Source organism: Candidatus Neomarinimicrobiota bacterium (assembly GCA_022560655.1).
Classification (GTDB): domain Bacteria; phylum Fidelibacterota; class Marinisomatia; order SCGC-AAA003-L08; family TS1B11; genus JADFSS01.
This window is the reverse complement of the sequence record JADFSS010000021.1, coordinates 1-24117: the sequence shown is the minus strand read 5'-3', so window position 1 is coordinate 24117 and position 24117 is coordinate 1. Positions and strand designations below refer to the sequence as shown.

At 61.5% G+C, this 24117-nt stretch carries 19 protein-coding genes and 1 other RNA gene; 14 read left to right on the top strand and 6 right to left on the bottom strand.

The features are described 5' to 3' along the window. From IH971_04890 to IH971_04875, 4 genes are all read right to left on the bottom strand, one after another. On the bottom strand, positions 1 to 774 hold the full coding sequence (locus IH971_04890; GenBank protein MCH7497170.1) for a DUF2520 domain-containing protein: 774 nt from the start codon (positions 772 to 774) through the stop codon (positions 1 to 3). 13 nt (positions 775 to 787) lie between these two features. Further along, a complete protein-coding gene (gene nadC, locus IH971_04885; GenBank protein MCH7497169.1) occupies positions 788 to 1654 on the bottom strand; it encodes a carboxylating nicotinate-nucleotide diphosphorylase in 867 nt (288 codons plus the stop codon). Between the two features lie 18 nt (positions 1655 to 1672). Further along, positions 1673 to 2623: a quinolinate synthase NadA gene (gene nadA / locus IH971_04880; protein ID MCH7497168.1), complete on the bottom strand. Its 951-nt coding sequence runs from the start codon at positions 2621 to 2623 to the stop codon at positions 1673 to 1675. A 119-nt stretch (positions 2624 to 2742) separates the two neighbouring features. Further along, positions 2743 to 3915: an aminotransferase class V-fold PLP-dependent enzyme gene (locus IH971_04875; GenBank protein ID MCH7497167.1), complete on the bottom strand. Its 1173-nt coding sequence runs from the start codon at positions 3913 to 3915 to the stop codon at positions 2743 to 2745. Positions 3916 to 4307: 392 nt separating this feature from the next. Here IH971_04875 and IH971_04870 point away from each other — a divergent pair, with 392 nt between their 5' ends. From IH971_04870 to IH971_04835, 8 genes are all read left to right on the top strand, one after another. After that, positions 4308 to 7031, top strand: coding sequence for a TonB-dependent receptor (locus tag IH971_04870; GenBank protein MCH7497166.1), 2724 nt, complete (start codon positions 4308 to 4310; stop codon positions 7029 to 7031). Positions 7032 to 7386: 355 nt separating this feature from the next. Next, on the top strand, positions 7387 to 8379 hold the full coding sequence (locus tag IH971_04865) for a hypothetical protein (GenBank protein MCH7497165.1): 993 nt from the start codon (positions 7387 to 7389) through the stop codon (positions 8377 to 8379). A gap of 5 nt (positions 8380 to 8384) precedes the next feature. After that, positions 8385 to 9212: a hypothetical protein gene (locus IH971_04860; GenBank protein MCH7497164.1), complete on the top strand. Its 828-nt coding sequence runs from the start codon at positions 8385 to 8387 to the stop codon at positions 9210 to 9212. Positions 9213 to 9216: 4 nt separating this feature from the next. Then, positions 9217 to 10620: a hypothetical protein gene (locus IH971_04855; protein MCH7497163.1), complete on the top strand. Its 1404-nt coding sequence runs from the start codon at positions 9217 to 9219 to the stop codon at positions 10618 to 10620. 9 nt (positions 10621 to 10629) lie between these two features. After that, positions 10630 to 11448 (top strand): MotA/TolQ/ExbB proton channel family protein, encoded by an 819-nt coding sequence (locus tag IH971_04850; GenBank protein MCH7497162.1) that lies wholly within the window; start codon positions 10630 to 10632, stop codon positions 11446 to 11448. Between the two features lie 9 nt (positions 11449 to 11457). Further along, positions 11458 to 12168: a flagellar motor protein MotB gene (locus tag IH971_04845; GenBank protein MCH7497161.1), complete on the top strand. Its 711-nt coding sequence runs from the start codon at positions 11458 to 11460 to the stop codon at positions 12166 to 12168. An 18-nt stretch (positions 12169 to 12186) separates the two neighbouring features. After that, positions 12187 to 13923, top strand: coding sequence for a hypothetical protein (locus IH971_04840; protein MCH7497160.1), 1737 nt, complete (start codon positions 12187 to 12189; stop codon positions 13921 to 13923). Between the two features lies 1 nt (position 13924). Then, positions 13925 to 14845, top strand: a complete 921-nt coding sequence (locus IH971_04835; GenBank protein MCH7497159.1) for a hypothetical protein — start codon at positions 13925 to 13927, stop codon at positions 14843 to 14845. A gap of 360 nt (positions 14846 to 15205) precedes the next feature. Here the strand turns inward: IH971_04835 and IH971_04830 are convergent, their stop codons facing one another. Further along, complete coding sequence (locus tag IH971_04830) at positions 15206 to 17941, bottom strand: pyruvate, phosphate dikinase (protein ID MCH7497158.1); 2736 nt, start codon at positions 17939 to 17941, stop codon at positions 15206 to 15208. A gap of 155 nt (positions 17942 to 18096) precedes the next feature. On the opposite strand from IH971_04830, the gene IH971_04825 reads away from it, so the two are divergent. From IH971_04825 to sdhB, 6 genes are all read left to right on the top strand, one after another. Then, a complete protein-coding gene (locus IH971_04825) occupies positions 18097 to 18402 on the top strand; it encodes a septation protein SpoVG family protein (protein MCH7497157.1) in 306 nt (101 codons plus the stop codon). A gap of 69 nt (positions 18403 to 18471) precedes the next feature. Then, complete coding sequence (locus IH971_04820; protein ID MCH7497156.1) at positions 18472 to 19932, top strand: sodium:solute symporter; 1461 nt, start codon at positions 18472 to 18474, stop codon at positions 19930 to 19932. Between the two features lie 175 nt (positions 19933 to 20107). Continuing rightward, positions 20108 to 20455, top strand: coding sequence for a succinate dehydrogenase, cytochrome b556 subunit (gene sdhC / locus IH971_04815; GenBank protein MCH7497155.1), 348 nt, complete (start codon positions 20108 to 20110; stop codon positions 20453 to 20455). Next, positions 20452 to 20880 carry a hypothetical protein gene (locus IH971_04810; protein ID MCH7497154.1) on the top strand — a complete coding sequence of 143 codons (429 nt, stop codon included), beginning with the start codon at positions 20452 to 20454 and terminating at the stop codon, positions 20878 to 20880. Before sdhC ends, IH971_04810 begins: the two co-directional genes overlap by 4 nt. After that, positions 20859 to 22658, top strand: a complete 1800-nt coding sequence (locus IH971_04805; protein MCH7497153.1) for a succinate dehydrogenase flavoprotein subunit — start codon at positions 20859 to 20861, stop codon at positions 22656 to 22658. Before IH971_04810 ends, IH971_04805 begins: the two co-directional genes overlap by 22 nt. 1 nt (position 22659) lies before the next feature. Continuing rightward, the gene (sdhB, locus tag IH971_04800; GenBank protein MCH7497152.1) at positions 22660 to 23280 is read left to right on the top strand and encodes a succinate dehydrogenase iron-sulfur subunit; all 621 of its coding nucleotides are present in this window, start codon (positions 22660 to 22662) and stop codon (positions 23278 to 23280) included. 374 nt (positions 23281 to 23654) lie between these two features. Here the strand turns inward: sdhB and ssrA are convergent. Continuing rightward, positions 23655 to 24014, bottom strand: a transfer-messenger RNA (tmRNA) gene (gene ssrA / locus IH971_04795). Between the last annotated feature and the right edge of the window lie 103 nt (positions 24015 to 24117).

The following is a 24117-nucleotide window of genomic DNA, read 5'->3' as shown; positions in this document are numbered from 1 at the left end:
TTACGTCAGGGCCTCAGCCAGTTTGCGGGCAATTTCCGGAGGTTGATGGGCGTAACCAATAGAAAGTTCCGTGAGTTGCCGGTACAGCTTGCGCAGCTGCGGGTGGGCTTCGAGGACGTGCATATGGCGCTCTATCGTTGCCGAGTCGCCGCGCGATACCGGTCCGGTGAGACCGCCGGACGGTGACGATGCGGCCAGATGGCGCTCCGCCTGACCGAAAATAGGCCCCAATACAGCGGCTGCCTGGTGGGCGGGAATACCACATTCTGCGGCGAGCTCCCTGGCGGTCAGCAGCAAGATATAGGGAAAGACCGACGCAAACATGACGGCCAAATGGTAGGTTTCCTTGCGCGTCTCATCGACCTCGAAGGGCCGCGCGCCCATGCGCCCAGCAACGGAAAAAAGCAACAACAGGGCCTCGTCCCGAGCGCTAATTCCGATGGGGCAGCCCGTGAAAATAGCTGCAGACTCGCCACCGCGGAAGCTCATGACCGGATGAAACATGGAGACATGTTGCCCCAGATTGGCATTGCGCACCTGCCCGGAAGTGTGCACCACTCCCGTCCTGGGCATGTGCTCTACTCCGCTAACCAAAGACGGCAGTTCCTGGTCGGGCACGGTGAGAAACGCCAGATCATACGCAGACAGATCACGATGCTCGCCCATCTCTGTCTGCTGCCGGGTGAAAGTGTCCACAGCATACTCCGCCTTGCGCAGGGCCGCTAACAGCGGCACACCGACACGGCCAAGCCCGATGAGTGCCAGTTTGTTCAAGGGCAGCCGGCGCTCACACGATGTCCAGCCGAATATTTTTGCTGGCTACGCCGTGGGTGAGTGCTCCAATGGAGATGCCGTCAATGCCTGTAGCGGCGTAATGGGCCACGGTCTCCAGTGTAATTCCGCCCGACACTTCCAAAAACGGAGCCGTATCACCGAGTGCATCCCGCACCTGGCGTACAATGGCAGCTACTTCCTGCGGATTCATATTATCGAGCAGTAGAGCATCGACAACGGCATCGAGGCCAGCTCGAACTTCAGCCGGAGTTTCTACTTCGAGTTCGACGACCGCGTGAGGATAATCTATTCGTGCCCGGCTGATCGCCGCGCGGAGATTTTTCATAATCTTCACATGATTATCCTTGATGAGGATGGCCGAAGAAAGGTCCAGACGATGGTTGTAACCGCCGCCCACGGCCACAGCATATTTCTCAAACAGGCGCAGCCCCGGCGTGGTTTTCCGGGTATCGAGTATCTTGACGTCATGGGGCCTAATCCGCTCAACAAACTGGCGGGTGAGGGTGGCAATTCCGCACAGCCGCTGCAGCAGGTTCAGCAGCACCCGCTCACCGGTGAGTAGGGTGCGTGCCGGTCCGGAAATCCTCCCGATGGTGGCTCCCGCCTTTACGCTGTCGCCGTCGTTCTGCATCCATTCGATTCGGCACGAGTCCCCAAAGAAGTTGGGGATAAGATGCGCCCCGGCAAACACCATTTCATCCTCGGCGACAAGATCTGCAATCGCCTGGGCATGGTCGGGGATGGATACGGCCGTGGTGATATCCCCGTCGGGAGCATCTTCATGGAGAAACGCCCGTACTTGAGTACGCACCCAAACAGGTTCCAGGGAAAGGGTACGATTAGGAACAAATTTTGCCACCGTGAAACAGCGCCGCGGTTAGCTGAGCAAGAGCATCCTTTCCAGCGGCTTGAGGGCCTGGATGCGGATAGATTCGTCCAGTACAACCTCGGGCTGAAGATTCTTGAGGGCCAGGTAGATTTTCTCCAGCGAATTCAGACGCATGTAGGGACACTGATTGCAGGCACAACCGGTGGTGGTTGGGGCGGGGATGAAGGTTTTCTCCGGGGATTCTTTCTTCATCTGGTGGATGACCCCTTCTTCGGTAGCGATGATGAACGCTTGGGTAGCGCTCCGTTTCGCATAGCGGATGATGGAAGTGGTCGATCCGATATGGTCAGCCAACCGCAGGATGTGCTCATCACATTCGGGGTGGGCCAGCAGCTCTGCGTCCGGATGCTCAGCTTTAAGGCGGAGGATTTCAGTTTCCGAGAATATGTCGTGCACCACGCAAACGCCATCCCACAAGGTCATGTCCCGGCCCGTTTTGCCGATGAGAAATTTCCCCATGTGGCGATCAGGAGCGAACAGGATGGGCTGGTCCTCCGGAACGGAAGCAATAATCTGCTCCGCATTGGCCGAGGTACAGATGATGTCTGAGAGCGCCTTCACGGCTGCGGAGGTATTGATGTAGCTGATGACGGTATGATCAGCATGCTGCTCCAGAAAGGCCCGGAACCGGTCTGGCGGGCAGCTGTCGGCCAGGGAGCATCCCGCTCTCAAGTCAGGGATGAGCACCATCTTGTCGGGGTTTAGAATTTTTACTGTTTCCGCCATGAAGTGGACACCACACAGGAGCACAACCTCAGCATCAGATTGCGTAGCAATTTGGGACAGTCTGAGACTGTCGCCGAGGTGATCGGCGATATCCTGTATATCCGGGTCCTGGTAGTAGTGGGCCAGGATAACCGCGTCGCGCTCCTGTTTCAACTCCTCAATGGCCGTAAACAGATCGATATCGGGGGCAACGCTCTGATCTTCAATGTACATCTAGATCTCCATCAAGATGGGCAGAGGCGAATTTCAAAGAAATATTCCATCTTAGCAACTAATATTAATGCTTGCTTGACCGGTGCTAATAATCCTGATCAAAAATGGGGGAACGTCTTTCAGGCAGCGGTTTGGAGCATCTCGCTGCGAAGGGTTTGAACGGCATCGGCCACCATGGCAATGGCTGTCTCGATCTCATCGGCGGTCGTAAATCTTCCCAGACCGAACCTGAGTGTCGCCTCGGCATCCTCGCGGCTCAGGCCGATAGCCTGGAGCACATGAGAGGGTTCCGGCTCCTCGGTAGTACAGGCGGAGCCGCGACTTACCGCCAGGGCTGGCAAAGCGCGAATGAGCGCGGCGCCGTTAACGCCCCTGAATGTTAGGCTGGCGTTGCCCGCCAACCGCTTCTCAGGATGCCCATTATAGACAACAGCATCCAACTGCGCGGATAATCCCCCTACCAATCTGTCGCGCAGCGTAGCAATCCGGGACCTGTCCGTCTCCATGATCTGGCTGGCCAGCTCGCAAGCTGCGCCGAAACCGACCACGAGCGGTGCGGGCAGCGTCCCTGAGCGGCGACCTTTTTCGTGACCACCGCCATGCATCTGTGCCTGCAGCCTCACCCGGGGATCGCGTCGCCGAACGTAAAGAGCACCAATCCCCATGGGTCCGTACATCTTATGCGCGGAAAGGGAAAGCAGATGGGCGCCCATTGACCGGACATCAATGGGCATCGTCGCGCAGGACTGAGCCGCGTCGATATGCAACAGGAGGCCATGCTGATGACAGAGTGCTCCCAGCGCCTCGACGGGCTGGATGACGCCAATTTCGTTATTTCCGTGCAGGACGGAGATGAGAAAGGTCTTCTCTCTGACAGCCTGCTGCACCTGTTCAATGTCGATGAGTCCATCCGTTCCCACAGGCAGAAAGGTGACCGAGCAGCCAGCCCTTTGCAAAACCTTGCAGGTGTCGAGGGTGGCGCGATGTTCTGTTTCAAAGGTGATGATGTGGCCCCCATCGAGGCGTCCCATTGAGGCGGCTCCCTTGAGGGCCAGATTAATCGCTTCCGTAGCTCCGCTGGTGAAGACGATTTCCTCGGGCGCGGCGCCGACCAGTTGGGCAACCTGATTCCGGCTGTGCTCCACCAAGGCGGCCACTTCACGTCCCGGCGTGTGGTTTTTGCTCGCCGGGTTGGCAAATTTCTCAGTGAACATGGGCGCCATGCGCGCGAAGACCCGATCGTCAACGGGCGTGGTGGCGTGGTAGTCCAGGTAGATGGACTTCTCGGCCATAGCCAAAATTTATAGTTACCAGCTCACTCCGTGGGAATTCATTGCATCGGGCGCCCAAGGAGGCCATCGCCCGGGAGGGACTCCAGCACGTCATACCATATATAGCATAGGAGGAGTCTCGACCCGCTGGATAATGGGCTTTTTAGGCGAAAAAATGTGCGTTGGAGCACCATTTATCTTGCCACCGACCCCCACCCCCACATAACTTCAAATTCGCCGGGGAGAGGTGGGCCACTAGCAGCCCGGCAGCCTTACATGGGTCAGATCACTTCGAGCACGGACGTGGGGAGACTCGTTGATGGGCACCCGCCCATCGCAGCGGTTCTTCTGCGCCAAATCATTTCCAACATAACCGCTTGGGAGGCAATATGAACCAGCGTGGTCTAACAATAATGCTGGCCGTGGTGGTGCTGCCGCTGATGCTTTGGGCACAGACGGGCAATATCACCGGTCAGATCACAGACAGCGAGACGGGCGACGCCCTGGTGGGCGCCAATGTAATCGTGGTGGGAACTTCGCTTGGTGCGGCCGCCGATGCCGACGGGATGTTCGCCATCATGAACGTGCCCATCGGGACACAGACCATTACGGCCTCGGTCATTGGATTTGAGGCGGCCAGCATCACGTTGGACATTGCCGCCGGGGGCACGGCCATCGCCAATATTGCCTTGAGCTCCAGCGCCCTTCAATTGACGGCGCTGGAGGTGTTCGCCAACCGGGCGACACGGAATACACCGGTGGCCTACAGCAATATTTCCAAGGCCGACATGAGCCTGCGGCTGGGCTCGCAGGACATCCCACTGGTGCTGAACACCACGCCGAGTGTGTACGCCACGATGCAGGGTGGTGCCGCTGGCGATGCGCGGATCAGTGTGCGGGGCTTCAACCAGCGCAATGTGGCGATCCAGATCAACGGCGTGCCGGTGAATGACATGGAAAACGGCTGGCTGTACTGGTCCAACTGGGACGGCGTGGGCGACGCCACGTCCTCCATCCAGCTGCAGCGGGGCCTGAGCGCGGACAACCTGGCCACCCCGTCCGTGGGTGGCTCCATGAACATCATCACCGACCCGGCGGCCATGGGTTCGGGGCTCAGTTTCAAGCAGGAGATCGGGAACGACGGGTTCTTCAAATCGACCCTGGGCATCAACACCGGCCTGATCGGCGGCAAGTATGCTCTCAGTGCCAATTTGGTAAAGAAAGTGGGCGACGGCATCATTGACGGCACCTGGACCGACGCCATGTCCTACTACCTCGGCGCCAGCTACACCCTGAACGCCAACAACCGCTTTGAGGTGTACGCCGTGGGGGCACCCCAGCGCCATGGGCAGAACCTGTACAAACAGAACATCGCGGTCTACGACCAGGATTTTGCCAGGGGACTGGACGATTATGACGTAGCGGCATTTGACAAGTATCATGAGGCCGGTCGCTTCCACAACCAGAACTGGGCAGACGTGGATGCCAGCTACGCGGGTGAGCAGGCCTGGGGGATGTATTCCTCAACCACGGATGACAAACGGTTCCTGTCGGGCCAGCTGATGGAAAGACAGAACTTCTTCCACAAACCCCAGGTGAGTATCAACTGGTACACGTCTCTGTCCGATGCCATCCGGATTTCATCGACGGCTTATTGGTCAGGAGGCCACGGCGGCGGGACCGGCACCCTCGGCAGCGTGTCGCGGAAAGGGTTTGATCCCAATTCGACGGAGCTGTGGTTCAACAATGCGCCGTGGATCTGGGACTGGGACAAAGAGATTGCCCAGAACGCCGATAATATCGATACCGAATTCTCGGCGACCCAAAACCGGTCCACCGGTATCCTGCGCAACAGCCGCAACAATCAGTGGACCATCGGGGCCATCTCCAAGGCCTATTACCGGCTGTCCGATGCCATCCGGATTACGGGTGGAATCGACTGGCGGACGGCGGAGATCACCCACTTCCGGGAGGTGCGGGACCTGCTGGGCGGCGACTACTATGTTGAATCCGGAAACGAATTTGACGGCACGCCGGCAGCACAGATGAAAGGGCTGGGGGACATCATCGCCTACCACAACACCAACACGGTGAACTGGCTGGGATTCTTCGGTCAGGGTGAATTCACCGCCGGGCCCATTAACGCCTACGGTGTGGCTGCCCTATCCACCATCGCCTACGACTATGAGGATTTCTTCAAGAATGTTGGCGGCAATCCGTTCAAGATCAGCTCGGGTACCATCAGTGGCAGCCAGCTGAAGGGCGGCGCCAGCTTCGCGCTGAGCCCCGGATTGAGCATCTTCGGCAACCTCGGGCTAGTCTCCAAGGTGCCCATCTTTGATGACGTCATCGACGATGTAACCGGTATCAAGAACGAGGACGTGGGCAACCAGAAGTTCACCTCCGTCGAGGGAGGAGTAAACTTTGCCACGGCGATGTTCTCGGTGAGAGCCAACGCCTATTTCACGCAGTGGAGAAACCGTACGTTCCGGGAGCAGGAGTTTGAGCTGACCACCGGCGAGGAGGTGCTGGTGTTCCTGCGGGGCGTGGATGCGACCCACTCCGGGATCGAGCTGGAGGCCACCATCCGGCCGATGCCTATCGTGGCCATCACTGCCTCGGCATCCGTGGGGAACTGGGTCTATGACAGCGATTCGGAGGGCAACTTCCGCATAGCCGGCACCCAGGAAAGCATCGACGCCACCTTCTACATCAAGGACCTGAAGGTGGGCGACGCGCCGCAGACGCAGGTTGCCATCGCTGCCTCCGTATTCCCCCTGCGGGGGCTTACGACGCAGTTCGTGATCCGGTACTATGCCAACCACTACGCCGACTTCAGCCCCTTCACCAGAGTGGAGCTGGAGAAGGATGCGGACGGCAACCGGATCCAGAGTTGGCTGACGCCCAGCTTCAGCGTCATAGATTTCCACGGGACCTATGACCTGCCGATAAGCCTGGGTGGCGCCCGGTTGCAGGCGTTCGCACACGTGTTCAACCTGCTGGATGCCATCTACATTCAGGATGCAACCGACAACAGTCCGTTCAATGCCTGGGACAAGGACCACGACGCCGATGACGCCGAGGTCTTCTTCGGTCTGCCCCGGACGTTTAACGTGGGCCTGGCCATAGCCTTCTAACAGGCGCGGCTCCGGAAGCCGGGCGTATCTGAGCAGAAAGCCCTCCCCATGCGGGAGGGCTTTCTGCGTTACGCAGGGTGGTCGTGGCATGGTTTGTGCAAATTTCTCCGGAGAGGACAGCAGGAGGTGCATTGCCGCTGGATCACGAGACCCCTATTGCATATCCGAAGCTGCGGAAGCGCCCCGATATTCGGCGCCCTACAGCGGCCCGGGGGGTTGAAAGTAATACTTCAACAGAGGTTGAGATTCTGCTGAAAAATCTTGACATCTTGAGGGGTGACGGCTACATTGTTCGGAGCATTGGCAAAAGCGCTCAACATGCTGTGAAATCCCCGGTAACATCCTGAGATCGACCATGAAAAATATCCGACCTACAATCCTCATAGGACTCCTGGCGCTGCTGGTGCTTGACGGCTGTGCAGGGCGGCGAGCCCGTCGGGCGGCGGAAGAGCAGCAGGCCGCGGCAGCGACGGCTGAGGCCACCCCGGACCCCGGCGACATGGCTGCCGGCGAGGAGGCCGCGGATGAACCGTCTGTGGCCGAAGCGGCTGCGCCGCCACCGGCCCCCGATACCCAAGTTGCGCCGTCAGCACCCGGGTCCCGGGACGACTACGTGCTCAACGAGCTGAACTTTGAGATCAAGAAGATGGGCGCCGACGTGAAGCATCTGGCCGCGGAGCTCAGAGACCTGCAGGCCAAGAGTACCATGTGGGCCAACCCGCTGACCATTTACAGCAAGGAGATCATCCTGGACAATGGGAGCACCATCTTCGGGAAGATCATTTACCAGGACGAAAAAATCCTCAAGATAGAGACCTTGATCGGCTACCTCATTGTGGAGCGGCCGTCGGTGGTGCGCATCGTGGAGAATATACCCGAAAGCCCCTCGGCGGGCGTGACGCCGATGGGAGCTGCTGAGTCGCTGGCGGTAACGCCACCACCGCCTGCCAACCGGATACAGCAGCCGGTGGCCACTGTGACCCGGCAGGCTAAGGCGGCGCAGCGGGCGCGCAAGAGCTCGTTTGCCCCCAATATAGTGCTGCTGGGGACCGTCGGTGAGACCAAGGACCGGTCGGGCAATCTGAAGTTCACGGGCGAGGTCAAGAACGTGGGCGGACGGCGGGCCGATTTTGTGAAGGTCAACTTCGTATTCCGGAAGGATTGGAGCGGGGCCACCAAAGCGCTGACTACCTTCGTGTCGGGTTCCTTCCACACGTTTGAGTCGGGCATCACCTCCGACGCGACGGTGCTGCCGGGAGCTTCCGCCCGCTTCGAGTTGTATATTCCCCAATCGTTCGGCACCTTCATCGGCTATTCCTATACCATCGACTGGGAGGACTATTCGTAAATCCCATGGTGGGCAGGGAGTCTTTACGGTGGGCGTCTGCGGCGATCTGCCTGGCGGCGGTCTTGCTGGCAGCGCAGGAGCCCGGCGACGAGGCTGTGCTCATGCTGGACCTGGGGATCATCATTGAGCCTGAGAGCGCGGACTCGGCCACGCTCGCCGACCGCGCGGCGGCGGGGAACGAAATCAAACTGCTGCTGGGCACGGCGCCGCCGGGGGCAACCTTTATCGCCACGACCAAGGAGCTGCGCTCAGCCCTGGATGAGCTGAGCGGGCAGATCAATTCACTTGAGAATTCGTTGAACCAGGACGTGGAGGCGGTGCGGCTGGAGAATGAGCGGCTGCGGTCGCTGATCCGGAAGATACAGACCAGCCGGTCGGAGGAGCAGGCCGCACGAGCGGCTGCGCGCCTTCAGGAGCAGACGGAACCAGCGCGGGACGTGGCGGGGTCCAAATCCCCACCCGTGGAGGGCGCCACCTACCGGGCCGCGCTGCAGACCTACCGGAGCGGGAACTACGCCGCCACCACGCGGGTGAGTGAGGCGCTCAATTTTGCGGACCTCACGCCGGAACAGGCCGCCCAGGTGGCCTACTGGCATGGGGATGCCCTGTTTCGGCTGGGCCGCCTGGACGAGGCGTTGAGCGTCCTGGAACCGGCGCTCTCATCCGGCGACGCACTGGTTGATGACGCCATCGTGCTGGCAGGACTCATCTATATGCGGCAGGGCAAGGCCGCGGCAGCCCGCAGCCGCTTCGAGGCCATTGTGAGCCAGCACCCCACCAGCGCCTATCATAGGCTGGCGGTACTGACGATCAAGGAGCTGAAGCATCGCTAGCAGCGTGCCGTCCAAAGTTAGGGTGACCGGGCGCCTGCTGGTGCTGGTGCTGTTGGCCACGATGACCGTTCAACCGGCCCGGGGGCAGGTCTCGCGGCTGTCCTTCAGCCGGCCCGGCGGGATGATGCGCCTGCCGGTGAGCTCGGTGGAGCGAACCCCCTACCTGTTCAGCGCGGGCTTTGTGGCCGAGGTTGCCCGTGTCGACACCTTTCGAAGCGCCTCGGGCGTTTACTTCGATGCCGAGATCTCGCGGAACCTGCGCCTGGGGCTGTCGTCCGTGTCGGCCCTGGATACAACGCTGGAAATCGGGCTGCACGTACAGCTGCGGATCTGGTCCTACGGCAACATCAGTTTTTCACTGGGGGTGCAGGACTTCGTGCTGCGCCAGACCAACGGCAAACTGAGCGTGAACCCGGACCTGCTCTCCTTCCTGGGGGTGATTTCCAGCGAGCAGCAGGTGGGCCGGTACCTGCTGAACACGTACATGGGCTTTGGAACGGGGGCGTTGGCGGGAGCGACCGGGGTGGCTGCCGACACAAGCGCAGGCTTCGAGAGCGGGAGTCCCGATTCAGCCGGCAGCAGTACGACGCTGGGGGTCTATGCGGGCTTCCTGCTGAAAACGCCCATTTTCGCCCAGCGGGGCGGACTGGAAGTGGTGGGCGAATTCGTCGCCGGGGGGATCAACCTGGGGCTGCGCATTCCCATCACCACCGACTACCGGTTGCTGCTGGGCTTCGTGCACATCGAGAGTTTGCCCGACTTCAGCGCCGTTTTCTCGGACGTCCCTCCCCTGTCGGCCCAGTCGCCTGCGATCGTGTTTGGGCTGGACCTGTCGGTACCCAGGCTGATCCCGACGGTCACGGGCGTTGCCGATGCAGCAGTGGCGGAGATGGGGCCGCGATTCGAGCCGGGTCTGGACCGGAGCGGCCTCAGTACCCAGCAGCTGGACTCCACGCTGAAGCATGCGGAATTTATCTTGGCCAGCGTGCGGGACTCCATGCGCATGGCCAGCTTCGAGATTGACAACCTGCGAGACAATATTGCCATGCTGGAGCAGCAGCGGGTATTTCTGGTTGATTCGGTACGCAATGTGCAGTTGCGCCTGGAGATGATAAAATCGAACCTGAACGATACCATGCGGCATCTCTCGGCGTCACTGGACGCATTTTACGAGAGCAACTACCGGGATGCGCTCCAGGATGTGGAAATGGCCATCCAGCTAAATCCCGATCTAGCCATTGCATATGCCCGTCGCGGTTCGATATATTACAAGTTGGGCGACATCCAGCGGGCAACCATTAACTGGAACCTTGCGTTAAAGGTGGACCCGGGTTATGACGATGTGCGAAACATACTCCGGGCCCTGAAGGAGAATCGCCTGAAGACAACCTCTCTCAGTCAACCGTAACAGGGGCATATGGACCTAGCAACCATCATAGGGGTAATGATCGGCGTGGGTCTGATTGGCGGCGCCATCTTCATGCAGGCCGCGGGTTCGGGGACCAATCCGATTGTATTCGTTGATATTATGTCCATCATGATTGTACTGGGCGGCACCCTGGCCGCCACATCGATCGCTTTCCCGCTTAAGGAAGTGGTGCGCCTGCTTACGATCCTGCGCATGGTGTTCAAGGGCGCCAGGATCGAGCTGGGTGCGTTGGTGGATGATGTGGTGGATATGAGCGGGGTCGCCCGCAAGGGGCCTAAGGACCTGGAAGACGCACTGGGGAACGTGAGGAATCCGTTCCTGAAAGACGGTCTCCAGATGGTGGTGGACGGCTATTCCGTGGAGGAGATACGCGACATCATGGGCACCCGGGTGGAGTACCGCGAGGCACGGGAAGAGACGGAGGCCGGCCTGTTCAAGGCCATGGGTAAATTTTCACCGGCGTTCGGCATTATCGGTACGCTGATCGGGCTGGTCTTCATGCTCAAAGGCATGGGCTCGGCGGGTGGCGAAGACATGGCGGCGCAGGTGGGCACGGGCATGGCCACGGCCCTGATTACCACGTTCTACGGGGCGGTTATGGCCAACCTGTTTTTCCTGCCCATGGCAGAGAAGCTGATCAACGGGATCGGCACCAAGAGCACCATGCAGAATATGATTACTGAGGGGGTCTGTATGCTGCAGATGAAAAAGCACCCGCTGATTGTCCGGGAAAAAATAAATTCGTTCATCCCGCCCCGCGAGTGGAAACGGATGGAGCCCGGGCAAGCAGCAGGAGGAGGAGGATAGGAGACTAGCATGCCAAAGAAACGCAAAGAAGATGAAGGCCTGCCGGAGTATTTTGCCACTTTTGCCGACATGATGACACTGCTCATGACGTTCTTTGTGCTGCTGTTCTCCATGTCGACCATGGACCCGGTAAAAATGGCCGACATGGCGGCCTCCATGGAAGACAACCTTAGCGGCAGTGCCCGTGAGACCCGGATCCCGATCATGACTCAGAGCGATATTCTCAAGGAAGTGAAGGCGGCCATTGAAGAGACTCAAATGAACGAATTCGCCGAGGTCACGCACAGCCCGAAGGGGACCAGCATCACCATCGACAGCCGCTTTGCCTACGACGTTGGCAGCGCCGATCTGAAATCGGCCATCCACCCGTTCCTTAACCGGGTCGTCCCCATTATGGCGGACCCGGGGAACAGGTACCCCATCGCCATCGAAGGGCACACGGACAACCTGCCCACGGCGGGGGCGATCGCTGTCCGCTACCCCACCAACTGGGAGCTGTCGGCTGCGCGGGCGGCCAGTGTGGTAACCTACGTCATTTCCCAAGGCGTCCCCGGGGGTAAGCTGCGGGCGGTAGGATTTGCCGACCGCATTCCCTTTGGCACCAGCTGGACACAGACCCGTGTGGGCGTGACGGAAGAGATGGTGCAGGCCGGGAACAGCACCAACCAACTGCGGGCCAAGAACAGGCGGGTGGAAATTACCTTCCTGGCCGTTGGCTAACCCGCACAGGAGTCATTGATGTCTCTGCGGAGAGTAGGCTTTGCGAGCAGCCTGGTGATCTTGCTGGGCGGCGCTTCCCTGGCGATCAGCCAGGACTCGGGGCAGTTGTCCCAGAAATTGCTGCTGGAGAGCACCATTCAGCAGCGGGTTACCAATGCGATCTCCAAGATTTTAGACGAGTCCCAGTTCGTTGTAGATGTGAAGGTGGAGCTGACCTTCGGCGCAACCCGCCGGGCGGAAACGGTCTATGGAACCCCCGATGGGCGCCTGGTGGATCCGCAAGCGCTGTTAGGGGGCACGGCCGCTGGAGTGGTGGCCGGCAGGGACGCTTCGGCCCGCAGGGTTGTCAACCCCTTCCCCATACCCGGCTTCCCAGCTTTTGAGCGGGCTGATGCGGAGGGCGAACTGCGGGCGCTGGAGGAGGCGGAGCCTTCGGAGGGGACAGCTGCCAGCGGGAGCCTGGCGGAGGCGGAAACAGGGGGCATAACCACCGAAACGGGGGGCCTGCCAACCATCGAGTCGCTGGCTATCAGCGTGATCCTGGAGGACGGCGTATCACCGCAGATCATCGAGAATGTGCGCCAGGTGACCCTGGTGGCGTCCCGGTTTGATCGCGACCGGGGGGATGTTCTCTCCATTACCACCGCAGCCTTCAAGAATCGATTTCTCTCGTCGCCGGAGCGGGCCAGCGCCGGCACCGCACTGGCGCAGGTCCAAGCCCGGACACAAGAGGCGGAAAACCTGCGGCAGACTCTGGACGAGGCGCGGACCCGCAACGAGGAGTTGATGCAAGAGTTGCGGAACCGGGAGCTGGAATATCTGGAGCGGTCGGAAGACGAGCGCAAGCAGGCTCTGGCCGACCTGGCACAGGTCCAGGATGAGCGGGCCAAAGATTTGATTTTTCTCCAGCAGCAGCGTGAGGAACAAAACACGCGGTTACAGGAAGCCCTACTTCACCAGATTGACGAGATGCGCAAGGACCTGACCTCGGGCCGCCTGACACCCGATGAGGGCGGCATTGTGACGGCGCAGGTGACCTCGCTGGAGGATTCGCTCGCCGCCATGCGCATGGCCTTTGCCGCAGAACGGCAGAACTACGAGGACCAGATCAACAATCTGCTCCAGCCGGTGGAGCCGCCCCGGGCAGGATTCATGGCGGACAACCAAGTCCTGCTGGCGCTGATGGGTGTGGCCGTCGTCGTGGCTCTAGCGATCATCGCGGTGGCACTGATCAACTCGCGCAACCGGGCTCAGCAGGCCCCCGCGGCCATGCTGTATCCTCCGGCGCGGCCCTATCCCCGCCGCCGACCCCGCCGGCCAGCCCCGAAGGAGGCCAAGCCCAAGGCGCCGGTGGAGGAGGCTGAAACGGTGGCAGGAGAGATCCAGCCGGCCGAGGCCGAGGAGGCGGAAACGGTGGCAGCAGAGGTCGCGGAGGAGGTCAAGACGGCCGCGGAAGAGGTTGTCGGGTCTGTCGTCGAGCCCGCACTGGCGGTGGAAGTGCGCGCGCAGGAAGAGACGGCAGTGCCCCCCAGCCACGTGGAGGAAGATCCGGAGGTGCTGCAGTCCGAAGTAGGTTCGCTGCGGCAGTCGGTGGTATCTCTGAGCGTCGGTAAGCCAGAGTCGGCGACGCGCATCGTGAGCAGTTGGCTCCAGCAGGGGGCGCCAAGCGAAGCAGCAGCCGAAGAGGGCGCAGCAGCCGAAGAGGGCGAGTCACCGGAAGCGGAAGAAACCGTCGAGGAGGAGGAGGAGAGTTAGTATGGAGTATGCCAGCCTATCGGGCCTGGACAAATCTGCCATCCTTTTCCAGGTGCTGGGCGACGGCCTGGCAGTAACCATCTTCAAGGACCTGGGCGACACCGACCTGCGCAAGATCAGGGTCCGGGCGCGGGAGTTTACCGAGGTGCCGTTCAAGCTGAAGAAAGCCATCCTGGAGGAGTTTTACTTCAGTTTCATAACGGAAAAATTCAAGGCGGAAACGAGCGGCGATGCCAAGAAGCCCTTTGCATTCCTGGACAAGCTTTCTGATGAGCAGATGGCTTACCTGCTGGTGGGCGAAGCACCCCGGATCGCCGGCATTGTTCTGGCCCAGCTGAACCCGGAGCGCCAAATGGTGATCTACGATCGTCTGGACCCGGACCAGCGTATCGACGCACTGGTGGAACTGGGCGACACTGACGCCCTGAACCTGGAGGCCGTGGTCAGCGTGGCCAGCGACCTGCGGGAAAAGGCCCGCTACCTGCCCAAGGCTTCCGAGTTCGAGCGCGGGGGTGGCGAAAAACTGGCCGCCATGCTGAGCAAAATGAACATGGAGCAGGCTGACCTGTTTTTGGACAAGCTGAGCCAGGAAAATCCGGACCTGCTCAAGGAGGTGAAGCGGCACTACATTACTTTCACAGACATATTCCAACTTCCGGATAGCATATTGCGAGACGTGCTAAACGTCGTGGAGCTGGATGCTCTAGCGCTGGCGGCCAAGGGGGTCGATGAGGAGACCATGGAGCGGGCCATCGGCGTGCTGCCTCAGAAGAAGCAGGCCATGTATGAGCCGCTGGAAGGGGCCGTTTCCAAGCGGGAAGTGAACGATGCGCGGCGGAAGATCATGGCGCAAGTGCGCAAGATGCAGGACGAGGGCCAGCTGAACCTGTCGGACATCCTGGCCGGGGATATGGTGGAATAGCGCCCTAGCGAAGCAAACTTAAAGACCTTGGGGGGCCGAAGCGATTCGGCCCGTTTTATTTAGAGCGGGTGCTGGCAATCGATTTGGGAGCACGACAATGCTCCCCCCGCCAGTTCCCGGGAGCACGGGCGCACACCAACGGTGCTAGTTCGTGCTCCCGTGCTCCATGGCGGCCTGGGTGGCAGCGAGCCGTGCCACGGGCACCCACGTACCAGGTAAAGGGAGCACTCTGAAAGCATCATTCTGCTCACTTTTCTGTCAGCGCGAATCCCCGACCCTGGGATTAAAAGGACCAACGAGATGGGCACGTCCCGAAACATCGGGACTCGCCATGACAGCTGGGCACGGCACGCCGTGCCCCTACGGCATAATGTCCCTGGCGGCGGCGTCCCCTTCGGCTTCGCTCAGAGCCGCCTGGGCGGCAGCGAGCCGTGCTACGGGTATCCTGAATGGCGAGCAGCTGACGTAATCGAGCCCCACTTCGTGGAAAAAGCGGATGGAGTCGGGATCCCCGCCGTGTTCCCCACAGATCCCCATTTTGAGGCCGGGCTTGACGCGGCGCCCTTTTTCCACGGCGATGCGCACCAACTCACCAATGCCGGCTTGATCCAGGCTCTGGAAGGGGTCGCTGGGGTAGATTTCCAGCTCGAGGTAACGGGGCAGGAATGAGCCGGAGTCGTCTCGGGAGAAGCCGCTGCCCATCTGCGTGAGGTCGTTGGTGCCGAAGCTGAAGAAGTCGGCCAAGGGGGCGATCTCGTCAGCGGTGATGGCGCCGCGGGGCACCTCGATCATGGTGCCGATGGCCAGATGGGGGATGTCGCCGATATCCGCGCGGACCTGCTCATAAACATCGGTGATGATGGCGCGTTGGTGGCGCAGCTCCTTGTAGTGCCCCACGAGGGGGACCATAATCTCGGGGCGGACGTCGAGGCCTTCCTGGATCAATTCGGCGGCCGCTTCGAGAATAGCCCGGGCCTGCATCTCGGTGATTTCCGGATAGCTGATGCCCAAGCGGCAGCCACGGTGCCCCAGCATGGGGTTGAACTCTTCGAGCGCTTCCACGCGGGCGCGGATATCCTCTGGGGTCAGGCCCATTTCGGTAGCCAGGGCAACCTGGTGAATTTTTTCGTGGGGCACGAACTCGTGGAGCGGGGGGTCGAGGAGGCGAATGGTGACGGGCAGGCCGTCCATGGCCTGGAAGATGCCGCGAAAGTCGTCTTTCTGAAAGGGGAGCAGGCGCATGATGGCCTTGCGGCGGTCGGCCGGTGAATTGGCCAGGATCATCTGGCGGACGAACTTGATGCGCTCGGGCTCGAAGAACATATGCTCGGTGCGGGTGAGGCCGATCCCCTCAGCGCCCAGGCGGCGGGCCTGGGCGGCGTCCTCGGGCCGGTCGGCGTTGGCGCGGACACCCAAGCGGCGAACCTCGTCGCACCACGCCAGGAATGTATCGAGAATCTTGTTCTGACCCAGGTCAATGGCGGTGAGGGGCAGTTCACCCTGATAGACCAGTCCCCGGGTGCCGTTGAGGGTGATGACGTCTCCTTCCCGCAGCACGGTGCTGCCAATGCGTACTTCGCCCTGTTCGGCGTGAATGATCAGCGCCTGGCAACCCACGATACAGCACTTGCCCCAACCCCTGGCCACCAACGCGGCGTGACTGGTCATGCCGCCGCGGGAGGTGAGGATGGCCTCGGCGGCGTGCATGCCGTGAATGTCCTCGGGGCTGGTCTCGGTGCGCACCAGGATGACCTTCTCGCCCTGGGCCGCAAGCTCTTCGGCGCGGTCGGGGCTGAGGACGATTTTGCCAACGGCAGCACCGGGGCCCGCCGGGAGTCCCTCCGCGATAGGCTTGTGGTTGCGCTCAGCAGCGGGGGAGACCATGGGGTGGAGCAGTTCATCGAGCTGGGCCGGCCGGACGCGGGTCAGGGCGGTGCGCTGGTCAATGAGTCCGTCGCTTACCAGCTCAACGGCAATGCGCAGGGCTGCGAGCCCGTTGCGCTTGCCCACGCGGGTCTGGAGCATATAGAGGTGGCCGTCCTCGATGGTAAACTCCAGGTCCTGCATATCGGTATAGTGATTCTCCAGCAACCGGCTGTGCTGCAACAGTTCAGCGTACAGGGCGGGAAATTGCTGTTCCAGGGACGGCAGGGTGTTGCCATCATTGCGGCTGGCCTCGTTGAGGGGGTTGGGGGTGCGGATGCCGGCGACGACGTCCTCGCCCTGGGCGTTGGGCAGCCATTCACCGAAGAAGGCGTTCTCGCCCGTGGCGGGATGGCGGGAGAAGGCCACGCCGGTGGCGGAGGTTGCCCCCAGGTTGCCGTAAACCATGGACTGGATGTTGACGGCGGTACCCCATTCGTGGGACAGGCCCTCAATGCGCCGGTAGGCGATGGCCCGCTTGCCGTTCCAGGAGACGAACACGGCCCCCACGGCGCCCCAGAGCTGCTCGTAGGGATCATCGGGGAACGGCGCCGACAGCTGCGCTTGAATTTCGGCCTTGTAGTCTGCCGTGAGCTGTTGCAGGTCGGCCGGGGTAAGCTGGTAGTCGAACTCGTAGCCCCGCCGCGCTTTCAGGTCGTCGAGCAGCTGGTCCAGCCGCTGCCGGATGCCCTGGCCCTCGGGCGGCTGGATGCCAGCGGCTTTCTCCATGACCACATCGGCATACATGGTGATGAGGCGGCGGTAGCTATCCCAGGCAAAGCGCTCATCGCCGGTGCGGGCAGCCAGTCCGGGGAGCGTGTCGGTGGTGAGGCCGATATTGAGGACGGTCTCCATCATGCCGGGCATGGATACGCGGGCACCGGAACGCACCGAGACCAGCAGAGGGTCGTCGGGATCGCCGAAGGTGCGGCCCATAATCTCCTGCGTGCGGCGGAGAGCGCTGTCGACGAGCTCTTCCAGGCCCGGGGGATAGCTGCGGTCGTGCTCGCTAAAGTAGGTGCAGACCTCGGTAGAGATGGTGAACCCCGCCGGGACGGGCAGACCGAGGTTGGCCATTTCGGCCAGATTAGCCCCCTTGCCGCCCAGCAGGGCTTTCATCTCGGCGGACCCGTCGGCCCGGCCATTGCCGAAGGCATAGACGGTGGTGCTCATGCGCATGTGACTCCCTGAATGACCCCGCCAAATTAGCGCACTGCAACGCGGTGAGCAATGGAGCAACGCCACGCCGGGCGCGGCGGACGGGCTCCCGCGCTTGCCCCCTGCCAGCGTGCGGCGCTACCTTCGACCACCTTTGCAAGGAGCCAAGCATGCACATTGAACGTATCAATAAGGGGCAATGGGGTAAGATCCGAGCCTTTTTCGACCTGCGCACCGATGAGGGGTTGGTCATCAAGGGTTTCAAAATTGTGGCGGGTTCCAGTGGCCCTTTCGTCGGCATGCCGAGCCAGAAGAACAATGACGGTCAGTACTTCGACACGGTGGTGGCCGAGCAGGAGCTGAAGGATGCCATCACACGGCTGGCGATGGAGGCTTACGGCAGCGACATTGTACACGAGGGCCCACCGCCGGACGCCGAGCCGCCCCCGCTGGGCGATGATGACATACCCTTCTAGCCTCCGGCAGCCGGCACCCCTATTACGAGTCCTCTAGCAGCCCGGGGTCGGTGGGCGTAAGCCGGGGAGATGGAATCGTACGGTATCTGGTCACTCCTGCCGCCGGTGGCGGCGCTGGGGCTGGCGCTGTGGAGAAAGCAAATCTATCCGGCGCTGTTGCTGGGCGTGTGGATGGGGTGGTGGGTGCTGGAGGACTGGAACCCCATTGCGGCGGTGGGCGCCACGATTGCCGCCATCGTGGCCGTATTTGAGGACAGTGGCAGTACCCGGATCGTGCTCTATAGCCTGCTGGTGGGCAGCGTGCTGATCCTGATGGGCGCCACCGGCGGGGTGCAGGGCTTCGTGCAGTGGGTGAGTGACCGCCACTGGGTGACCAACCGGCGGCAGGCGCAGCTGGTGCCCTTTTTCCTGGGCATCCTCATTACCGTGGAGAGCTCCATCACCTCGCTGGTGGCCGGCACGGTGGGTCGGCCCCTGACGGACCGCTACCGGGTGAGCCGGGAGAAGCTGGCCTACATTTGCGACTCCACCTCAGCGCCTGTGTGCATGCTGGTGCCCTTCAACGGCTGGGGCGCCCTGGTCATCGGCTTGCTGAGCGTCCAGGGGGTGGAGAGTCCCGTGGGGGTGTTGCTGTCCAGCCTGGCATGGAATTTCTATGCCATGCTGGCGATTCTTATCGTGCTGCTGACCATTGTCAGTGGTCGGGAGCTGGGTCCCATGAAGGTGGCCGAGCAGCGGGCGCAAGAGGAAGGGAAGCTGCTGGCCGATGGCGCTGTCCCCCTTGTGGATGAGGCCGTACTGGGGGCGGCTACGCTGGAGGGCCTGCGCCCGCGGGCGGCCAACCTGGCGCTACCGATCCTGACCATGATCGGCACGATCGTGGCCGGCATCCTGCTCACCGGCCGGGCCGACGCGCCTGAGGGGTCCAGCCTGTGGCAAATGGTCCAGGCCAGTTCGGGGTCCACGGCGGTATTATGGGCGGTGGTTGCCAGCCTGGCCGTGCTGGTGCTGGTCAACCTGCAATTCTTACCGGGGCGGGGCGCTGCCGAGGGCAAACTTTCGGCGCAGACCTTCGTGGAGTTGTCGTTCAGGGGCATGGGCGGGATGATTCCGGTGGTGAGCCTGCTGGTGCTGGCCTTTGCGCTGGGTGGCACGGTGAAAGAGCTGGGGACGGGCGCTTACGTTGCGGAGCTGATCGGCGGCGTGGCCGGTCCGAAGGCGGCGGTGGTGGGGCTGTTCCTGTTGGCGTGCGTGATGTCGTTCGCCACCGGTACATCGTGGGGGACCTTCGCTCTGATGGTGCCGATTGCGGTCCCGCTGGCGCTGGCCATGGACGGCCATCTGCCGCTCTACCTGGCGTCGGTGCTTGGCGGAGGGGTGTTCGGCGACCACTGCTCGCCCATCTCCGACACGTCCATCATCTCATCCATGGCCTCCGCCTCCGACCACATCGATCATGTGCGCACGCAGATTCCCTACGCCCTGGTGGGGGCCGGGCTGACGCTGGGGCTGTACCTGGTGGTGGCGTGAGGCAGAGCGGCGCCGGACTGCGGGCACAGAGGCGTCCTGCCGCGCGGCGTAGCGAGTGCTTGGGATTGGGGCCTCGGCGGGCTGATATTAGGGGTGTCGCTGGCGCACGTTTCAGCGCGATTGGATGGATTGGCGCGTGACATGAATGATGCATCCCCGGATATAGGTCTCCCCCATGTATAAAATCCAGGAGGGCATGCTCTCGTGGCTGCTGCACAAGGTCACGGGCCTGGGCATTGTGGGGTTCCTGCTGTTCCATATCTGGGGTATGGCCAAGATGAACCAAGGCCCTGACGCCTTCAATGCCGTCATCGAGGCCTATAAGACACCGCTCTTCAAGGTGGGCGAAATCATGTTGTTGGGGGCGATCCTGTTTCACGGTTTCAACGGCATGCGGCTGATACTGGGGGAGTTCACGGCGTGGGCGCTGGAGCGGCATAAGCTGCTGCTCTATGCCACCTACGTCGTCGCGGGACTGCTCATGGCTGTGGGCGGCTGGTTCATCTGGTACCCCCGGACATGATGAACAGGGTGGCAACGACGGCGTGGTTCCTGCAGCGCATCACCGGCGTGCTGCTGTTCATCACCCTGGGCGGCCACTTTGTTGTCTACCACTACTTCATGGGGCCGGGGATGTGGGGCTTTGACTCCATCGGCTACGGCGCCACCGATCTGGAGACGCTCAGGCTGATGGCCGAGGACCCCGAACAGATGCGGTTCTACCTGTTGGCCAGATTCTTCGCCCAGCCGGTCTGGAAAGTGTTCGACGTGACCTTTATCTCCCTGGCCTCCTTCCACGGCTTTTACGGCGTCAGCACCTCCATTGACGACCTGGTTAGCTCCCCCCGGTGGCGCAACATCGGCAACTGGACCGTCTACGCGCTTGGAGCCGTCATCTGGTTTATCGGCGTGCGGGCGGTGGTCATATTCAACCCCGAACTGTTCTAGGGGCTGCCACGGTCCACCGATTCGATGCCATTGTTGTGGGCGCGGGAGGCGCCGGCCTGAGGTGCGCCCTGGAGCTGAGCGAGCACGACTATTCCGTGGCGGTGATCTCCAAGCTGTACCCCGTACGCAGCCACACGGGGGCGGCTCAGGGCGGCGTGGGGGCCGCCCTGGGAAACGAGGAGGAGGACAAGCCGGAGTGGCACTTCTTTGACACGGTGAAGGGGTCGGATTACCTGGGGGACCAGGACGCCATCGAGCTCATGTGCGAGGAAGCGATCGCGGCGGTGTACGAGCTGGAGCACTTTGGCCTGCCCTTCAGCCGGACGCCCGATGGCAAGATCGCCCAGCGGCCCTTTGGTGGCCACACCCGGAACTTCGGTGAGGCGCCCGTGAAGCGGGCCGCCTATGCCGCAGACCGCACCGGCCATATGATTCTCCACACCCTGTTCGACCAGTGCGTGAAGAAGGAGGTGCGCTTCTTCAACGAGTTCTACGTCCTGGACCTGCTGAAGGATGGCGACGCCTGCCTGGGCGTGGTGGCGTATGAGCTGGCCACCGGTGAGATTCACATTTTTCAGGCCAAGGCCACCTTTATCGGCACGGGTGGGTATGGCCGGGTCTATTCCATCACCTCCAACGCGCACGCCTCCACGGGCGACTGCATGGCGGTCTGTCTGCGGCGGGGGATTCCCCTGGAGGACATGGAGTTCGTCCAGTTCCATCCGACCGGGCTCCGGCGGCTGGGGATCCTGGTTTCCGAGGCGGCGCGGGGCGAGGGCGGCATTCTCCGCAACCGGGAAGACCTGGACAACATCGGCAGCGGCAAGGACGGCTTTATGGCGGCCGTGGCGCCCACGGTCAAAGACCTGGCTCCCCGGGACATGGTCGCCCGGGCCATCTACGACGAAATCAAAGCCGGCCGGGGCATTGACGGCAGTGGCGACACCGGCTCCGACTATGTCTACCTGGACCTGGTCCACCTGGGCGAGATGGTGATCAACACCAAGTTGCCCGACATCTCCCATTTTTCCCGCACCTACCTGGCGGTGGACCCCATCGTTGAGCCCATTCCGGTGCAGCCCACCACCCACTACGCCATGGGCGGCATCCCCACGGACACCCAGGGCCGGGTGATGCGCAATGCCCGGAACGAGCCCGTGGAGGGGCTTTACGCGGCGGGTGAGGTGGCCTGCGTTTCGGTGCATGGAGCCAACCGGCTGGGCACCAACTCGCTGGTGGACATCGTCGTTTTTGGACGGCGGGCGGGGGCGGATATGGCACGCTACCTGAAGGACGCGCAGTTCGGGCACATCGGCAGTGAGCCCGATGCCTTTGTGCGCAGCGAAATCGACCGGCTCAAGCATGGCGGCGGCAAGGAACGCGTGGCCGATATCCGTAAGGCCATGCAGAGCGTCATGATGGTCAACAGTGGCGTCTTCCGTACGGAGGAGAACCTTACCACCGCCCGGGACACCATCGCCGAGCTGCGGCAACGCTACCGGCAGGTTGGGGTGGGCGACCAGAGCGACTATTTCAACACGGAACTGGTGGAGGCCGTGGAGTTGGGCTTCATGCTGGACATCGCCGGTACCATCGCCGAGAGCGCCCTGAACCGCACCGAAAGCCGGGGCGCCCACTCACGGGAGGACTACCCGGAGCGTGACGACAAGAACTGGCTGAAACACACCTTTATCAGCGTCGACGAAGATGGGCAGGTGAGCTTTGACTATAAGCCGGTGACCATCACCAAATTCAAACCAAAGCCGCGGGTATACTAGCATGCAGGTGACAGTAGAGATTTGGCGCTACGATCCGGTTACGGAAGAGTCGCATTTTGACAGTTTCGTGCGGGAGGCCGACCCCACGGAGCGGGTGCTGGACGTGATGCTGGCCATCAAGGACGAGGATGACGGATCCGTTGCCTTCCGGAAATCGTGTGCCCATGGGGTCTGCGGATCCGACGCCATGGAAATCAACGGCCTCAACCGGCTGGCTTGCCAGGTGCTGATTCAAGACCTGGAGACCGACCTGATCCGCATCCGGCCGCTCAGGGGGATGAAGGTGCTACGGGACCTGATTGTGGACATGGACCCCTTTTTCGAGGGGCTGAAGCAGGTGCAGCCCTATTTCATCCCGGCCGAGGAGGCGCCGGCCACCGAGTACCGCCAGTCCATCGACGAACGCGCTGCCTTTGACGACACCACCAAGTGCATCATGTGTGGCGCCTGCACCACCAGTTGCCCCTCATTCTGGAGCAACGACGCCTATCTGGGTCCAGCCGCCTTCGTCAAGGCGCATCGCTTCATTTTCGACTCCCGCGACGCCGGCGATTCAGTTCGATCTTGCTTCCGACCACGGAGGCTTGCTGTTGCTCCCGCAAGCTCGTGGTCGCTCGTGTGAACATAGTACCTAAACGTGGTGTTCACGTTTTCGTGCCCAAGCACTTTTTGAACCATAGCGACGTTCGAGGTTGCACGCGCCAGCCAGGTCGCGAACGTATGACGGAGGTTATGCGGATTCACGTTAATTGGTTCATCGTTACACCGCGCTGTCTTGACGATCTCGCCGGCAAGTTGCCGCACGTTGAAGCGTTTGTTGGCCTGCGTGATGAAGAGAGGCCCTGACCTTGGGTTACCGCGAGTTCGAAGGTGAAGCGCAACCGCTGCCAGAGCAGCGCGGTTTAGCGGTACCCACCGTTCCTTCAATCCTTTATGCCAGGAACTAGCCAGGAAGTGTTTTTGGTCGCTTGTAACTCCTTTGTTTACAAGCACTTACAATGGAGGCGGGGGGAATCGAACCCCCGTCCCGAGACACTTCGGGTGCGGTTTCTACGTGCGTAGTCGGTCGTTTGCATCTCGACGCGGGAGCCGCTGGCCGACAGGCTTCTCCGTTGTCCAGCTCGACTGTTGTCTCGCCGGCGTGCGGCCAGAGCAGCACACGCCAGCCAGCCTACGATCGTCGTTCGAGCAGTCTAGTAGGCGTCGTCTGCCGAACGGGTGGCCTAGTTAGGCCGCCATGCGCAACTGAGAGTTGGCATTTAAAAGGTTTTTTGCCAGGTGTTTAACCAGGCCTCCTGACAACCTGGGCACGCGGCCGTCACCGTCAACTTGTCCGGTCGAACCCATTTCGCCCCCGGAACTCGTGGGTGAGACTCTGTTTCCTTTCGCGTTTGCGTGAAAGCAATGTATCGTAAGTTATCAGTTGTCAGTTCTCAGTCAAACTCACTGGTCGCGTCAT

Excerpts from the sequence above, each read along its gene's own strand:
- nadA (MCH7497168.1), bottom strand. The coding sequence starts at position 2,623 with ATGTACATTGAAGATCAGAGCGTTGCCCCCGATATCGATCTGTTTACG.
- IH971_04875 (MCH7497167.1), bottom strand. The coding sequence starts at position 3,915 with ATGGCCGAGAAGTCCATCTACCTGGACTACCACGCCACCACGCCCGTT.
- IH971_04870 (MCH7497166.1), top strand. The coding sequence starts at position 4,308 with ATGCTGGCCGTGGTGGTGCTGCCGCTGATGCTTTGGGCACAGACGGGC.
- IH971_04865 (MCH7497165.1), top strand. The coding sequence starts at position 7,387 with ATGAAAAATATCCGACCTACAATCCTCATAGGACTCCTGGCGCTGCTG.
- IH971_04860 (MCH7497164.1), top strand. The coding sequence starts at position 8,385 with ATGGTGGGCAGGGAGTCTTTACGGTGGGCGTCTGCGGCGATCTGCCTG.
- IH971_04850 (MCH7497162.1), top strand. The coding sequence starts at position 10,630 with ATGGACCTAGCAACCATCATAGGGGTAATGATCGGCGTGGGTCTGATT.
- IH971_04845 (MCH7497161.1), top strand. The coding sequence starts at position 11,458 with ATGCCAAAGAAACGCAAAGAAGATGAAGGCCTGCCGGAGTATTTTGCC.
- IH971_04840 (MCH7497160.1), top strand. The coding sequence starts at position 12,187 with ATGTCTCTGCGGAGAGTAGGCTTTGCGAGCAGCCTGGTGATCTTGCTG.
- IH971_04835 (MCH7497159.1), top strand. The coding sequence starts at position 13,925 with ATGGAGTATGCCAGCCTATCGGGCCTGGACAAATCTGCCATCCTTTTC.
- IH971_04830 (MCH7497158.1), bottom strand. The coding sequence starts at position 17,941 with ATGAGCACCACCGTCTATGCCTTCGGCAATGGCCGGGCCGACGGGTCC.
- IH971_04825 (MCH7497157.1), top strand. The coding sequence starts at position 18,097 with ATGCACATTGAACGTATCAATAAGGGGCAATGGGGTAAGATCCGAGCC.
- IH971_04820 (MCH7497156.1), top strand. The coding sequence starts at position 18,472 with ATGGAATCGTACGGTATCTGGTCACTCCTGCCGCCGGTGGCGGCGCTG.
- sdhC (MCH7497155.1), top strand. The coding sequence starts at position 20,108 with ATGTATAAAATCCAGGAGGGCATGCTCTCGTGGCTGCTGCACAAGGTC.
- IH971_04810 (MCH7497154.1), top strand. The coding sequence starts at position 20,452 with ATGATGAACAGGGTGGCAACGACGGCGTGGTTCCTGCAGCGCATCACC.
- sdhB (MCH7497152.1), top strand. The coding sequence starts at position 22,660 with ATGCAGGTGACAGTAGAGATTTGGCGCTACGATCCGGTTACGGAAGAG.